The organism is Lacticaseibacillus jixiensis, from assembly GCF_042847315.1.
Taxonomy (GTDB): Bacteria; Bacillota; Bacilli; order Lactobacillales; family Lactobacillaceae; genus Lacticaseibacillus; species Lacticaseibacillus jixiensis.
Map to the genome: position 1 here is coordinate 205,308 of NZ_BAAFPR010000001.1, position 14,343 is coordinate 219,650.

Here is a 14,343-nt window from a genome sequence, read left to right on the forward strand (position 1 = left end):
CTGATCCTCCAGTGCAAACGATTGCTTGCCAATCTCTAGTGCGCTTTAGTCGCCTAACACGCGCACACCTTGTACGATGACGGTAACAGTGTTGGCTGTCACCCCAAGCATCGATTCCAAGTTGTATTTGACTTTGTCTTGAACGTTGCGGCAGACTTCGGAAATCTTCGTGCCGTAACCTACCACGATGTTGACTTCAACTGTCACACCATTGTCTTGTTGACGCACGACCACGCCGCGCGCATAATTTTCACGATTGAGAATGTCATTGAGATTATCACGGATCTGATTGCGGCTGGCCATGCCGACGATACCATAGATATCTGTCGCGGCGCCACCCACCACCGTCGCAATGACGTTGTTGGAAATGTCGATGATCCCATATTTGGTCTTGATTTTGACCGCCATGATGTTGACCTCCTATTCAAAAGCCAGGCTTTTGCGATACTACGCAGAGTATTTCCAAACTAGTTTAGCATATGCCGTGTTCTTTGTCATTTTATCCCGGGTTTTCGCCTGTCAAGTAATTTTCCTTTGCAAAACTTCTTGCAAACCATCTGTGGTTATGATAAGTTGGTCTAGTGAAAAATTCGCAGATGGCGAATAAGCAAGGAGGTCAGCATTTTGGCAAAAGACGTAATCACCGGGCGCCACACCGTGTTTGGCAACAAGCGTTCCCACGCTTTGAATTCTAGCCGGCGCGCTTGGAAAGCAAATCTCCAAAAGGTTCGCATTTTAGTTGATGGTAAGCCGAAGCGCGTTTGGGTTTCCGCTCGCGCACTTAAATCAGGTAAAGTGACCCGGGTCTAATCCGGAGATACAAAAAAGTCCCGGCCTCGCGTCGGGGCTTTTTTTGACCAGAGCGGAGCAGCCCGCTTTTAGCGGTGGATATAAGATGGGATGACATTTGGGCGATTTATGCCCAAGTGGCGTCACGACTTATATCACGCCGCGTTGCTTTGCGCAGCTCGACGATGACCAGAGCGAAGTGGCGCGCACTTAGCGGGTCGGGTAGCCTAGCCATCGTGATTGGGGCGTACTTTGCCCCGAGTGCGATGGCGTAGCTAACCGCACCCGCGTTGCGCCACGCAGCTCGACGAAGACCACAATCGTATCATGCTCGGACTTGGTGCTTGCCCAGGCCCGGACAGGGGCTGCTTCGGGGCGCGGTGCGGCAAGACGGCGCAGGCAGTGCGGCCGGCTTCAACCGCGCTGAGAAACGCGCGTTTTACGCCTAACTTTTGAGCTTTGCGCTCGCCTGCGGCTCGCCTTGCAAATCTCAAAAGTTGCCGCGATCAGCGACGCGAGCCAAGCACAAACCACTTGTCTCACGTCGCTGATCGTTTCACGGCCTGACCGTCTTGCCGCACCGCGCCCCTACGCAACCCCTGTCCTACATCGTTCGTATCAGGATAATGAATCGCGCAATCAAACAAATTAGACTAGATGATTGGATGTCGCCTCAATCATCAAACTGCTCTAACAAATGACACAAAAGTCCCTACACTGCATGCAATGTGGGGGCTTTTGTGTCATTTGGTGTTACAAGATATTTCGCCGTCCTAACCGTTAAGCCGAGCAATCGAAATTGATCTGTTCATGTTAGAAATGACCTAATTATCCAATTTCTGCCCGCGCCGATCATGGCTGTATACGACGGCGACGATACCTTGTTGCCAAGCGATGGTCACCGGCTGCTGGCCAATAAACTCGTTTGACGCCCAACTAAACGGCGTCTGGCTGGACCAATGCGCCAAAGGATACTTCGCCCCTGAAATGTTGAGATCCGCCACAGCCGTCAGCGGCACGATACCGAGGTAATGATACGCATCTTGCACGTCAAGGGTATAAGTCCCTGGCTGGTAGAATTGCACGAAATTCTGCGCATCCAACATGGCGATGCGGTTGGTATATTCAGCAAAGCGCGGCTGGGTGGGCAAGAACAAGTTGGCCAGCAAATGATCCAGCCGCCCGCCGGTGGCCCCGACTAAGCGCACATTTGTGGCTTGATGCGTGTCAAAAGCCAAGCGCACGGCCATTTCGGTGTCGGTTTCATCTTTTTCGGCTGGCGCGGTATGCACTTCAGCCACAGCTTGGCGCACTTGCGCATACTCCGCTGAAGTCAATGAATCAAAGTCGCCGACGACAAATTTCGGCGTGATGCCGGCTTCAAGCAAGTGCAGACTGCCGCGATCGACTCCGACCCACTGGCCAGACAGCGCCTGCCAAGCAGCGGGATACAACGCTTTAGGCCCGCCGAGCAATAAATTCAGCGTACTCATTTGCCAAACGCCTTGAGCAATTCCAACTGGTGCGCCGGATCGCCTTTGAAGACAAACGAACCCGCCACGGCGATGTCTGCGCCGGCTTCGGCCACCATTTTGGCCGTGTGGTCATTGATCCCGCCATCGACTTCAATGTCAAAATGCAACCCTAACGCCTCTCGCACCTTGGCCAAGCGGGCGACTTTATCCGCCATTGCCGGCAGGAATTGCTGACCGCCAAAGCCTGGATTAACCGTCATCACCAAGACTTGATCAACTTGCGGCAATAATTCTTCTAAGCTGCTCAACGGCGTGCCTGGGTTGACCACCACGCCGGCTTTGACGCCATGTTTGTGCATCAATTGCACCATCCGCGCAATATGCGGCGTGGCTTCAACATGCACCAGCAGGGTATCGGCGCCGGCTTGGGCAAAAGGCGCGATCCATTGGCCAGGATCTGACACCATCAAGTGCACATCAAGCGGCAAATTTGTCACCGGGCGCAGCGCCGAAACAATGCCTGGGCCAAAAGTCAGATTGGGCACAAAATGGCCATCCATGATATCCACATGCAACAAATCAGCGCCGGCTTGCTCAACTTGAGCCACGTCGCGTTGTAAATTGGCATAATCCGCGCTTAAAATCGATGGGGCAATTCTCATAATATCCCTGCTTTCTGTTTATTTGCGATAAGTCGGCCGCTGCCCTGCCAGTTCGGTGTGAAACTGCACATAATCGTCATAACGGCTTTGCATGAGGTTGCCTTGGGCTAACGCCGCTTTCACCGCACAAGCCGGTTCTGAAAGATGCTGACAGCCGCGAAACTTGCACTGCGCAGCCAAAGCCTTGAATTCAGGAAAGCGATCCCGCAAATCATCCAAGGTCACATCCAACAAACCCAAAGACGAAAACCCTGGTGTATCTGCTACCAGCCCGCCATTGGCCGGATAAAGATCCGTTGAGCGCGTCGTGTGTTTCCCACGATTCAAGGCTTTGGAAATCTCGCCGGTAGCAATGGTCAACCCTGGTACCAAATGATTGATCAGCGTCGACTTGCCTGCGCCAGTTTGGCCGGTGAAAATCGTCAGCCGCTCAGCGAAAGTCTCGCGCACCGCCGCCAGTGTGCCTTCAGCAAAAGGCGGCAGCGAATAGAAGCTTTGATAACCGATTTGCGCATAACCGGCTAACGACGCCTTGATTTCAGCCAAGCGTTGGACAGACACCAAATCAGTCTTGGTCAAATAGATTTGCGCGTGGATATTTTTACCTTCCAGATAAATCAAGAAGCGATCCAACAAGTTGGTGTCAAAATCCGGCTCGGCTGCCGCCACCACTAAGATGGCCTGATCGATATTGGCCACTGGCGGGCGCACCAAAGCGTTGGTACGCGGCTTGATGCGCAATAAGTACCCGGTGTCATCTGTCCCGTCTGCTGGGGTGAATTCGGCAAAATCACCGACTAACGGGGTGATCTTCTGCTGGCGCATTTTGCCCCGACCGCGGGTGCGATATGTGGTATCACCAACTTGAATATCGTAGAATCCGCTGATGCCGCCGATGATCCGCCCGACTAATTGTTCACTCAAATAATCTTCTCCTGTTCTTGACTTCGATTACTTCATTGTACAGCGTCTTTGCACGATCCGCGAGTCTTGCCCGCAATTTGCCCGGATCCGTCAATACCAAACAAGCGTCAAGGCCGACATTGCCGGCCTTGACGCTTGTTTTGACGGTTTGGATCTTCAATCAGCGCGCATAATCTGCCAATGGCGGCAGCAGCGGCGCCAGCCAGGCTTTGAACGCTGGAGTCACGCCAGGGTGGTGCGTATTGATGAACAATTTGCGCAAGCGGTCGTTGTCCGCGACATTGCGTAAGTGGCAGCAGCGGCGTTTCACCACCATGAGTCAAGCCTACCATCACGCCATCAGTGCCTGCTAAAGCCGCAGCGACGGCAGCTTTGCCCACTGCCACCGCTTCAGCTTGGTCACGCGGGGCCTGCCAAGCAATCGAAGCACGCCCGGCTAAACCAGGCTTTTCACTGCGGGCGCGGCGATGGAGCTTGGTCATCACCAAATTGGCCAAATACGCGCTGATCGAAGCGGCGTATCGATTCTGTGGTGACACACCGACCAATTGGCCTTCAGCATCACGCAGGCCTTCAGGCACCACCACCAAGGCTCCGCCGCGTTGGGCTGCGATCGCCTCGACTTGCGCCAAGAACACCGCTTCATCAAAAGCCTGCTCTGGCAAATACAGCAGATCAGGCTGCGCCAAGCTGGCCGCAGCCGCCAGCCAACCGGCATTGCGCCCCATCACCTCGACGATCACCACATGGATCGGCAGCGCAGCCACATCAGCGGCGATTTCTTGGACAGTTGCCGCCACGAAGCGTGCGGCACTTAAATACCCCGGCGCATGATCAACGCCTACCAAATCATTGTCGATGGTCTTGGGCACCCCGATCACCGCCACCCCAGCAGCGGCTAAACGCCGCGCAGTGGCTTGCGTGCCATTGCCGCCAGTCATCAACACATGGCTAAAGCCTGCGTGATGGATACAGGCGGCAAGCTTTGGATAATCTGCATCAGTCAGCGGCGTGCGCGATGAGCCAAGCACACTGCCAGGGGTGGTCAATAGTTTGGTTGAAGGCACTTTAGGCAGCGGCTGCCAAGCGCCGCTTTGAATCCCGGCGATGCCAAACTTGGCGCCAGCCACAGCCACGCCTGCAGCCCTGGCAGCAGCCAAGATGCCGAAAAGTGAGGCATTCATCACCGCCGTTGGCCCGCCGCCGTGCACCACTAATAATTTAGTCATGCGCCGCCTCCTGGTCAGTGTAAACCAGCCCCCACACTTGCTGTTTGATTTGCAAGAACGCTTCGCTTAAGCGGGTGTCCACGCTGCGCGGATATGGCAAGTCTACGGGAATGACGGCTTTGATGTGGCCTGGGTGCGCCCCCATCACAACGATTTTTTGACCGAGGATGATGGCTTCGTCAACATCATGGGTGATGAAGAAACACGTTTTTTGTGCTTGTTGCCACAAATTCAGCAGCTCGCCTTGCAATTGCGCACGCGTTTGTGCATCCAAAGCGCCGAATGGTTCATCCATCAACAACAGCGACGGGTTGGCAGCATAAGCCCGGGCAATGGCGACGCGTTGTTTCATCCCGCCAGACAAGTCTTTAGGATAACTGTCAGCAAAGTCGGCCAAACCCACCATTTTAATGAAGCGGGTCACTTCAGCCATCACATCTGCTGAAGTCCGCCGTTGCATTTTCAAACCAAAAGCGACATTTTCTCGCACGGTCAGCCAAGGAAACAGCGCATATTGTTGGAATACCACCCCGCGCTGCGGTGCTGTGCCGGCAACTGGTTGGCCGTGATCCAATACAACGCCGCTGGTGGCAGTTTCCAAACCGGCAATAATATTCAACAAAGTAGATTTGCCACAGCCGCTGGGGCCGATGACAGTGATAAATTCATTCTGCGCCACGCTTAAGCTGATATCGTCTAATACCAATCGCTCATTGGCGTAGCGCTTGGTTAAATGTTTGATTTCAATTACTTGGCTTGCCATTGGGTCACCCTCCGTTCGATCAATCGGATCCCGTGATCGATCGCAATGCCGATCAGTCCGATCAAGATGATATACATCATCATCGGCGCCGTATCAAAAGTCTGCGATAACGACTGGATCCGCATCCCCAAACCAGCTGAAGCGCCAGTGGTTTCTGCGGCAATCAGCGTCGTCAACGCCGTCGTCGCGCCTAAGCGTACCGCGGTAATGATGTATGGCGTGGTAGCTGGGATCACGACATGTAGGAAAATGTCGCGTTCTTTGGCGCCTAGGACTCTGGCGGCTTTGATATAAATCGGATCAACGTTGCGCACCCCTTGGTAAATCGTGATGGTCATCACCAAGCTGGTAGCTAAAGTAATCACAATGATCTGCGCTTTGGCCCCGATTCCGGCAGAAATCACCACCAGCGGCACATAAGCCAGCGGCGGAATGCTGCGAATAAACTGGATCCAAGGCCCGATGATGCGCTCGATCGGCGCATACCAAGCCATCACGATCGCAAGCGGCAAGGCAATGATAAAGCCCAGCGCAAACCCACACCCCACTGAAAATAAACTGGCGCCAATATCGGTAAACAGCACCCCTTTGTTGATCATGGTGCCAACGCTTTGGGCGACCTTCAATAAGTTAGGAAAACTATCGGCAGTGGCTGGGGCAATGGCCAACAAGCTCCATACCAAGATGGCCACGCCTAACGATAGACATAAGGATAAGCCTTTGGTCCAATGATGCTTTTGCGCATGCGGCAGCATTACTTGCCGCTTGGCAACTTTTTGAATTTGCATAACAAGCCTCCGTGATTTTTTGCTCATTATGCGCAGCTTAGCTTAAAGCAGGCTTAAATTGCCCAACCAGACCAATTCGGTGAATTTTAAGCTAGGTTAAAGGTTGCGCGGCTATGCTTGGTTTCATTCAACCAACACCCCACAAAGGAGCTCCCCATTATGCGAAAACATCTCTGGACCTATTTATTATTATTGCTGTTTGCCGTTGTTGGCTTGACCGCCTGCAGCAAGCGCAGCACAAGCGATCAAACCACCGTCAAGATCGGCTACAACTACGCTGTCAATTCCGTTGGCCTAGCTGCCATCGCCCAAAAAGCCCAATATTTCAAGGATCAAGGCTTGAATGTGAAACTTGTCAAATTTAGCGACGGCGCTGCAGAACTAGCCGCCATGAAATCCGGCTCGATCGACATTGCCGAAGTCGGCCCTGGGGTCTTAGGCAGCATCACTAAAGGCCAAGCGCAAATCGTGTTCTTTGACGGCTTATCCACCTCAGATCAGGTGATCGGTGACAAGGCGCAAGGCGTCAGCGATATCAAATCGCTCAAAGGCAAGAAAGTCGCCGTGATCCAAGGCACATCAAGCCAGATGATCTTAGATGCCGCATTAAAGAAAGCTGGCATGACCGAATCCGACGTCAAGATCGTGTCGATGTCAGCGGCCACCATCAATAATGCCTTAATTTCCGGCAAAGTCGCCGCAGCAGCCACTTGGGCCCCTGGTACCAGCCAGATCACAGCTAAGCTGGGCAAACAGGCGGTGACCTTAGCCAAAGATGCCGACTTCACCAGCAACAGCCCGTTCCCTTGTTCTTGGGTCGCCACCAAGTCTTTTGTCAAACAACACAGCGCATTGGTGAAAAAATTTGACACCGCAATGTTTAAGGCCATGGACTACCGTTATCAAGGCGGCAAGGATGCCGCCAAGTGGATCGCGCAAGTGCTGGCGATGGATGAAAAAGACGTGCAGCCGATGATCACCAGTACTGAGAAGCTGTATTCAGCCAAGCAAGTCAAACAGCTGATTGCTAACGGCACTTTGGCCAAATACTACCAGCAACTGCAAACCAACTTGATCAACATCGGCTTGATCAGTGCTGACGCTGATCTGCAAAAACCCGCCGACTATGTTGAAACCAAACTGATCAAAGCTGCCGCCACTGCTGCAGCAAAATGATCGCCACCAATCAGGAGGAACTTGATATGACCCAACCACTACTATATATCCCTGTTGTCCGCCGCTTATTTGATGCCAAAACCGCTGATGAACGCTACACACAAATGCTGACTTTGCTGCAAGACGCCGCGGTGGTGACACCGCCGCACAACCTGGGCGATCTTGATGAATTGGCAGATTATTTAACTGCTGTGCACGATCAAGGTCCCTTTGCCGGGATCATTTTCCATAACACCAGCTTCACCGGGGCTGAATTCATTGAGGCGGTGCATGCGCAGTTTCCTACCACCCCGATGTTGCTGGTAGCTTCTAAAGAACCGTCGCTTGGCGGCTGGTTGCGCCTCAACGGCAGTATTGGCTTAATGTCGACTGGCAATTACTTGCATACCCATGCACATGCTTTCACCTTCGCTTATGGCGACCCCACGGACCAAGCTGTGATCAAACAAACGCAAACGTTTATCCAAGCGGCAACGTTACGGGCCAAACTGGCCGCGCTGACTATCGGCGTGGTCGGGACCTTTCCGACTGGCTTTGCATTCTCTGGTACCGATGAAGCCAAACTGGCGGCGACGTTTGGGACCCAATTGATCCATTACCGCACCCAGACTGCCTTTCAGGCGGCAGAAGCCTTGCCTCAAGCCGCTTACGCCGATGAATTGACTTACGCTGCGGCGCATTTTGACGACTTGGACCTGACTTTGCCTGAAACCACCCGCTATGTGAAGTTCGTCGCCTTGATGCGCCAATGGGCCAAGCGTGATGGCTTCAAAGCCTTGGCCTCACGGTGTTGGCCGGACTTCTTCGATGACTATCACGCAGCGCCTGGCGCCGTATGGTCACAGTTATGTGATGAAGGCTTGCCCACAGCCATGGAATGCGATATCCACGGCGCCTTGTCAGAATATATCTTGCAACAACTCGTGGCACCAAGCGCACCGGTGGACATGCTGGATCTAATTTCCAGCCTCGATCCAGTTGATAACACGATTTCGGCTTGGCATGATTACGCGGCTTTTGCGCATGCTAACTTGAAATATGGCGTGAAAGCTTCGGTGCATCCCAACCGGAAGATGCCTGTGAGCCCTCAGTTCGTCTTGAAGCCTGGCGTGGTCACAATGTTGCGCGTGTCGGTGGATGCCAAAGGCGCGTATTCGCTTGTGGCGTTGCGCGGCAAGGCGATCGACGCGCCGGCGCAATTTGATGGGGTTTCGGCCCGTATTCAATTGGAACAGCCAGTTGAAACGGTTTTTGACGCCTTGATCGATCACGGCACGGAACAACACTTCGCCTTGGTTTACGGCGACGTGATCGCCGGTATTGCGGCACTGGGCAAGCTTTTGCAGCTGCCAACCACGATTTACGCCAACCAGGAGGTGCGCTGATGTTAACCACTGCCAAAACGCTGGTCGACCACGCCGCTGCCCACGGGTATGCAGTCGGTGCGTTTAACGTGACCGATATTGCCATGGCCCGCGGCGTGGTCCAAGCAGCACAGGCACAACACTCGCCTGTGATCTTGCAACTTTCCCAAAAACACGCGCAAAATATCGTCCCTTTAAACTTAATGGCGCCAGTCCTGCTGACCCTTGCCGAGCAAGCCAGCGTGCCAGTTGCTGTACATTTGGATCACGGCTTTGATCCTGCAGTTTGTATTCAAGCCTTGCACACCGGCTTCTCGAGTGTGATGTATGACGGCTCCGCCAAGCCCTTAGCCGTCAATCGCCTGCACACCAAGCGCATCGTCGCTTGCGCCCATGCTTTAAGCGCATCAGTTGAAGCAGAGCTTGGGCCGATGCAGCGTGACAGTGTCGATACCACTGTCGATTATCAAGCTTTAAGCGCTACTTATACTGATCCTGTTGAGGCCCGGGAGTTTGTGGCCGATACCGGCGTGGACATGTTGGCGGTGGCTTTTGGCACGGTGCATGGGGTCTACAGTCAAACGCCGCACTTAAACTGGCAGCGCTTGGCCGCCTTGCATGAAGCTGTGGCGGTGCCGTTGGTGGTCCACGGCGGATCTGGCTTGAGTGATGATGACTATCGGCACATGATCAAAGGCGGTATTGCCAAAATCAATTACTTTTCAAACATGGCCTATCATGTCGCCAATCGGATCCGGGATCAATTAAATGCCACCGTCGCCCAACAGCCTTATGTCACGGCGATTACCGAATGGGAACAAGCCGCAGTCCAAGCAGAAGTCCAAGCCCGCCTGCAAATCTTCGGCTCCGCTGGTCAAGCTTAAAGGAGAATTATTCATGTATCAAAGCCGCAATCCATATACTGGCGTTGTCGCCAGTACTTACCCTGATGCTACCGCAAATGAAATCGAAGCCGTCTTAACCGCCGGGGATGCTTATTATCACAGGCATTACAACGAACCCGTTGCCAACCGCGCTGCGCAGCTCGCCCAAATCGCGCAAACCTTCGATGATCGTGCCGAACAACTCGCTGCACTTGCCACTGCCGACATGGGCAAGCGTCATCAAGAAGCCTTGGCTGAAGCCCATGCTGCCGCCAACATTGCACGCTTTTATGCCGCAAACGGCCCGCAAGCATTGGCACCGCGTCCTTATCCCTTTGCAGGCGGCAGTGCGGAATTATTGACCCAAGCAACCGGCATTGTTTTAGCCATTGAGCCTTGGAATTTTCCTTATACGCAAGTGATGCGCGTGTTTGCGCCAAACTTCTTGTTAGGCAACGCGGTGGTGTTAAAACACGCCTCAAATGTGCCTAGTTGCGCCTTGGCCTTTGCCGCTTGTGTGGCTGTTGCAGTTGAAGCCGGAGCGTTTGCCAACCTGTTTGCCACTCGCGAACAAATCAACACCATGATCGCCGATGACCGTGTTCAAGGCGTGGCCTTGACTGGTTCTCCGCAAGCCGGCCGCCAAATCGCCCAAGAAGCTGGTGCCGCTTTGACCAAAACCACCATGGAACTAGGCGGCAATGACGCTTTGGTGGTATTGGCTGATGCTGATCTTGGCCAAGCAGCTCAAGCCGCAGCCGATTCGCGATTGCGTAATGCCGGACAAGTCTGCACCAGCGCCAAACGCTTCATCGTCAACGCCGCTGTCGCAAACGACTTCTTAGCCGCCTTAAAACCGCTTTGGGCCCAATATCACCCAGGCGACCCTGCTGATTTCGCCACGACTTTGGCGCCGCTGGCTTCTGCTCAAGCTGCCGCTTCATTGCAAGCCCAAGTCGAATCTGCGGTGCACCACGGGGCCCCAGTGTTGATTGCCGGCGGTCGCGTGGCGGACAGCGAGGCCTTATTTGAACCGATTCTGCTTGGTCAAATGGCGCCGGACAATCCCCAATTTGATGCAGAGTTCTTCGGGCCAGTTGGGCAGCTGTTGATCGCGGCCAATGATAACGAAGCGATCAAGCTGGCGAATCAGAGTCAATATGGCTTAGCAGGGGCGGTTTTTGGCACGCCAGCACATGCCCGCAAGGTCGCTTCACGCATGGAAACCGGCCAAGTCTTCATCAACCAAGCCGCCAATGGTTATCCGCAGCTGCCTTTTGGCGGGGTGAAGCATTCCGGTTACGGTCGGGAAATGAGTGAATTGGCTTTAACCGAATTTGCCAACCAGAAAATCATGGCTGAATCGAAGTGACAGTCTTTAGCAACACCGCTTTGGCCACGATACGCACCAGTGCCTAGTCCCAATCATGGGGATGAGGCACTGGTATTTTTGTGCAATTGACTCATGATCAAGCAAATCGCTAAAAAAAGCCCTTCGTCAGAATCGCGAATCGCGATCCTGACGAAGGGCTATTGATCAAACGATTAGTTGCTGCTGGAGGAGCTGGCACTGCTGGAAGCACTGCTTGAAGCACTGGTGCTTGGACCACTGGACACCACGATCGTCACGGTGGCCCCGGCTTCAGCAGTTCCTGATGGGGTTTGGCTGATCACCTTGCCGGCTTCAACGGAATCAGAAGCTTGCGTGTGTGAGCTGACGCCAAAGCCGGCGTCTGACAAGGCCTTGTTGGCGGCGTCTTCTGATTGGCCCACCACCGATGGCACATCAGGATTGCTGGCAGGCTTGGCGTCTGGTTCAGGGGCGGATTCAGAGCTGCTGCTGCTTTGCGGGCGGCTGCCGCGAGAAACCACCACCGAGAAGCTGTCGCCCATTGCCATATCAGTCCCGGCCCCTGGGGTTTGGCTGATCACGGCGCCATCAGAAACCGAGTCGGAATAGTCATAATTGATCGTCGCGGTCAAGCCAACGTCTTGAGCGTATTGCTTGACGTAATCTTCCGAACGTCCACCCAGATCGGCTAAGGCAAAGGTCTGTGTCCCAGTTGACACGGTGAACGTGATGGTGGTGTCTTCTGGCACGACTTTCTTGCCGGCATCGATATCTTGTTTGATGATCGTCCCTTTGGCGGCATCTTCGCTGGCGGCTTTGACCTGGCGCACGGTGAAACCTTGCTTGCGCAGATCTTGGGCGACGTCGCTATAGTCTTTGCCGGTGTAATCCGTCAGCGTGTATTTCTTTTGGCCGCTGGATAACGTCACATCCACACTGCTGCCAGAGGCGACCTTGGTACTGCGCGTGGGGTCGCTGGCGATGATGCGGTTTTTGCTGACGGCATCGGAATGGACCTTGGTCACTTTGCCGAGTTTTAAATCAACATTCTCTAACGCCGTAGACGCTTGCGCCGTGGACATCCCGCGCAGATCAGGCACTGCCACTTCACTGTTGCCGCCAGATAACGCCACGATCACCCCGATGATGATCAACGCTGCTGCCACCGCCGCGGCAATAAACGGCCAGCGGTGGCGCAGCCAAGCCCACTTGCTGGGCTTGGCTTTGGCTTTAGGTGCCGGCTCAGTTGCCGAAGCTGGCGCTGGTTCTGCCGCAGGTGCTTTAGGCGCGGCGTCATTGAGTGTTGGCAACACCTTGGTTTCGTCTAAATCATCTGCGGCATTCGGCACAAATTTCGCTTCATGGGCGCGTTGCGGTGACAATGACGTTTTCAAGTCGCTGGCCATGGCGTCAGCTGAAGTGTAGCGTTCTGCCGGGTCTTTGCTGGTGGCTTTAAGGACCACGTTCTCTAAGGCTTGAGGAATGCGCGGGTCAAATTGACGCACGCTGGGCATCGCTTCTTGGAAGTGTTTCAAGGCGATCGATACCGCCGAATCCCCTTCAAACGGCACCGTGCCGGTCAACATCTCAAACAGAATGATCCCCAGCGCGTAAATATCGCTTTGGCGCGTGGGCATGCCGCCGCGGGCTTGTTCCGGTGATAAGTAATGCACCGAGCCTAACAGCGAATTGGTTTGCGTCATCGAATTATCTGACAACGCCACGGCAATGCCAAAATCGGAGATCTTGGCGTTGCCGTCGCGATCGATCAAGATATTCTGCGGCTTCAAATCGCGATGAATAATGTTGTGGTCATGGGCCACTTGCACCGCCGACAAAATCTGGCCCATGATCTCAATGACGCGCTGATACGGGATCGGGAAATGTTCGACGATATATTTCTTCAGATCAGATCCTGGCACATATTCCATGACCAGATATTGTTGGCCATGGGATTCACCGACGTCATAAATGGCGACGATATTGGGATGGACCAATTCGCTGGTGGCCATCGCCTCGCGTTGAAAGCGGCGCGCAGCGTCTGGGTCATTCTGCAAGTCTAAGCGTAAGACCTTCACCGCCACATCGCGGTCCAGAATCAAGTCATGGGCGAGATAGACGTTAGCCATCCCGCCTTCACCGAGGGTCTGCTTTAATTGATAGCGTTCGTTTAACGTGTAGCCTGGCTCGATCAATCCGCTTCCCTCCTGTCTTGATGGATCAATAATGCGGTGATGTTATCCGGACCACCGGCAGCGTTGGCCATGTCGATCAACTGCTGGGCCTTATCGCCAAGTGCCAGCTTTTGCGCCAAAACGGCGGCGATTTCTTGATCGGACACTTGATTGGTCAGCCCGTCGGAACACAACAGCAAATAATCATCGTATTCCATATCATAAATCGTCACATCAGCATCCACTGCGTCAGACACGCCTAAGCTTCTGGTGATCACGTTGCGCTGCGGGAAGCGCTTGGCTTCTTCAGGCGTGAGCTCACCGGTTTTGACCAGTTCGTTGACTAAGCTGTGGTCTTCGGTAATTTGCACCAAATGGCCGCCGCGATACAAGTAGCCGCGCGAATCGCCGATGTTGGCCACCACAAAGCGCGTGCCGGAAATGATCACCGCCACCAGCGTTGTGCCCATTCCTGACAAGTCAGTGTACTTTTGCGCTTTCTCCAAGATCAGGCTGTTTTCTTCTTGCAATTCAAAAACCAGCCAGCGCACGATCGTTTCAATATCGGCGCTGGTCGTTTTCTCGAAGGCATAACCGATGTGTGACACCGCCATTTCCGAGGCGACGTCGCCGCCAAGATGGCCGCCCATGCCATCGGCCACGATCGCCAAAGTGGCATGATCGTGGTTATCAAACACCCCGACATAATCTTCGTTGTTGGGCCGCTTGCGCCCGATATCTGTACGATATGCGTATTCCATGGT

At 54.0% G+C, this 14,343-nt stretch carries 14 protein-coding genes; 5 read left to right on the forward strand and 9 right to left on the reverse strand.

Translation table 11 applies throughout. The features are described 5' to 3' along the window. Nucleotides 1-45 precede the first annotated feature (45 nt). Nucleotides 46-408, reverse strand: coding sequence for an Asp23/Gls24 family envelope stress response protein (locus ACGG90_RS01000; RefSeq protein WP_390404691.1), 363 nt, complete (start codon nt 406-408; stop codon nt 46-48). Between the two features lie 216 nt (nt 409-624). Between ACGG90_RS01000 and rpmB the strand changes: the two genes are divergently transcribed. After that, complete coding sequence (rpmB, locus tag ACGG90_RS01005) at nt 625-810, forward strand: 50S ribosomal protein L28 (protein ID WP_054713751.1); 186 nt, start codon at nt 625-627, stop codon at nt 808-810. Between the two features lie 803 nt (nt 811-1,613). On the opposite strand, the gene ACGG90_RS01010 is transcribed toward rpmB, so the two are convergent. The 6 genes from ACGG90_RS01010 to ACGG90_RS01035 form a co-directional block, all read right to left on the reverse strand. Continuing rightward, nucleotides 1,614-2,282 (reverse strand): thiamine diphosphokinase, encoded by a 669-nt coding sequence (locus ACGG90_RS01010; RefSeq protein WP_390404694.1) that lies wholly within the window; start codon nt 2,280-2,282, stop codon nt 1,614-1,616. Further along, nucleotides 2,279-2,926, reverse strand: coding sequence for a ribulose-phosphate 3-epimerase (gene rpe, locus ACGG90_RS01015; RefSeq protein ID WP_390404697.1), 648 nt, complete (start codon nt 2,924-2,926; stop codon nt 2,279-2,281). The genes ACGG90_RS01010 and rpe overlap by 4 nt, the downstream gene beginning before the upstream one ends. An 18-nt stretch (nt 2,927-2,944) precedes the next feature. Beyond that, nucleotides 2,945-3,850, reverse strand: coding sequence for a ribosome small subunit-dependent GTPase A (gene rsgA / locus ACGG90_RS01020; protein ID WP_390404700.1), 906 nt, complete (start codon nt 3,848-3,850; stop codon nt 2,945-2,947). Between the two features lie 107 nt (nt 3,851-3,957). Then, nucleotides 3,958-5,079, reverse strand: a complete 1,122-nt coding sequence (locus tag ACGG90_RS01025; protein ID WP_390404703.1) for a 6-phosphofructokinase — start codon at nt 5,077-5,079, stop codon at nt 3,958-3,960. Beyond that, nucleotides 5,072-5,842, reverse strand: coding sequence for an ABC transporter ATP-binding protein (locus ACGG90_RS01030; RefSeq protein ID WP_390404705.1), 771 nt, complete (start codon nt 5,840-5,842; stop codon nt 5,072-5,074). Before ACGG90_RS01030 ends, ACGG90_RS01025 begins: the two co-directional genes overlap by 8 nt. Next, nucleotides 5,827-6,630 (reverse strand): ABC transporter permease, encoded by an 804-nt coding sequence (locus tag ACGG90_RS01035; protein WP_390404707.1) that lies wholly within the window; start codon nt 6,628-6,630, stop codon nt 5,827-5,829. Before ACGG90_RS01035 ends, ACGG90_RS01030 begins: the two co-directional genes overlap by 16 nt. Before the next feature lie 159 nt (nt 6,631-6,789). On the opposite strand from ACGG90_RS01035, the gene ACGG90_RS01040 reads away from it, so the two are divergent. The 4 genes from ACGG90_RS01040 to ACGG90_RS01055 are packed head-to-tail and all read left to right on the forward strand — an operon-like array spanning nt 6,790 to nt 11,426. Further along, nucleotides 6,790-7,806: an ABC transporter substrate-binding protein gene (locus ACGG90_RS01040; RefSeq protein ID WP_390404709.1), complete on the forward strand. Its 1,017-nt coding sequence runs from the start codon at nt 6,790-6,792 to the stop codon at nt 7,804-7,806. Nucleotides 7,807-7,832: 26 nt separating this feature from the next. Continuing rightward, the gene (locus ACGG90_RS01045) at nt 7,833-9,191 is read left to right on the forward strand and encodes a hypothetical protein (protein WP_390404712.1); all 1,359 of its coding nucleotides are present in this window, start codon (nt 7,833-7,835) and stop codon (nt 9,189-9,191) included. Beyond that, entirely contained in the window at nt 9,191-10,054 is an 864-nt protein-coding gene (locus ACGG90_RS01050; protein WP_390404715.1) for a class II fructose-bisphosphate aldolase, read from the forward strand. Before ACGG90_RS01045 ends, ACGG90_RS01050 begins: the two co-directional genes overlap by 1 nt. Nucleotides 10,055-10,067: 13 nt before the next feature. Then, entirely contained in the window at nt 10,068-11,426 is a 1,359-nt protein-coding gene (locus ACGG90_RS01055; protein ID WP_390404718.1) for an aldehyde dehydrogenase family protein, read from the forward strand. A 173-nt stretch (nt 11,427-11,599) separates the two neighbouring features. On the opposite strand, the gene pknB is transcribed toward ACGG90_RS01055, so the two are convergent. Together pknB and ACGG90_RS01065 are read right to left on the reverse strand one after the other, a co-directional pair. Then, a complete protein-coding gene (gene pknB, locus ACGG90_RS01060; protein WP_390404720.1) occupies nt 11,600-13,600 on the reverse strand; it encodes a Stk1 family PASTA domain-containing Ser/Thr kinase in 2,001 nt (666 codons plus the stop codon). After that, the gene (locus ACGG90_RS01065) at nt 13,597-14,340 is read right to left on the reverse strand and encodes a Stp1/IreP family PP2C-type Ser/Thr phosphatase (RefSeq protein WP_390404722.1); all 744 of its coding nucleotides are present in this window, start codon (nt 14,338-14,340) and stop codon (nt 13,597-13,599) included. Before ACGG90_RS01065 ends, pknB begins: the two co-directional genes overlap by 4 nt. Nucleotides 14,341-14,343 lie beyond the last annotated feature (3 nt).

Bases quoted from the DNA above. Each gene is read 5' to 3' on its own strand.
- ACGG90_RS01065 (WP_390404722.1), bottom strand. From the start codon at position 14,340: ATGGAATACGCATATCGTACAGATATCGGGCGCAAGCGGCCCAACAAC.
- ACGG90_RS01045 (WP_390404712.1), top strand. From the start codon at position 7,833: ATGACCCAACCACTACTATATATCCCTGTTGTCCGCCGCTTATTTGAT.
- ACGG90_RS01030 (WP_390404705.1), bottom strand. From the start codon at position 5,842: ATGGCAAGCCAAGTAATTGAAATCAAACATTTAACCAAGCGCTACGCC.
- ACGG90_RS01010 (WP_390404694.1), bottom strand. From the start codon at position 2,282: ATGAGTACGCTGAATTTATTGCTCGGCGGGCCTAAAGCGTTGTATCCC.
- ACGG90_RS01000 (WP_390404691.1), bottom strand. From the start codon at position 408: ATGGCGGTCAAAATCAAGACCAAATATGGGATCATCGACATTTCCAAC.
- ACGG90_RS01055 (WP_390404718.1), top strand. From the start codon at position 10,068: ATGTATCAAAGCCGCAATCCATATACTGGCGTTGTCGCCAGTACTTAC.
- ACGG90_RS01050 (WP_390404715.1), top strand. From the start codon at position 9,191: ATGTTAACCACTGCCAAAACGCTGGTCGACCACGCCGCTGCCCACGGG.
- ACGG90_RS01040 (WP_390404709.1), top strand. From the start codon at position 6,790: ATGCGAAAACATCTCTGGACCTATTTATTATTATTGCTGTTTGCCGTT.
- ACGG90_RS01035 (WP_390404707.1), bottom strand. From the start codon at position 6,630: ATGCAAATTCAAAAAGTTGCCAAGCGGCAAGTAATGCTGCCGCATGCG.
- ACGG90_RS01025 (WP_390404703.1), bottom strand. From the start codon at position 5,079: ATGACTAAATTATTAGTGGTGCACGGCGGCGGGCCAACGGCGGTGATG.
- rpe (WP_390404697.1), bottom strand. From the start codon at position 2,926: ATGAGAATTGCCCCATCGATTTTAAGCGCGGATTATGCCAATTTACAA.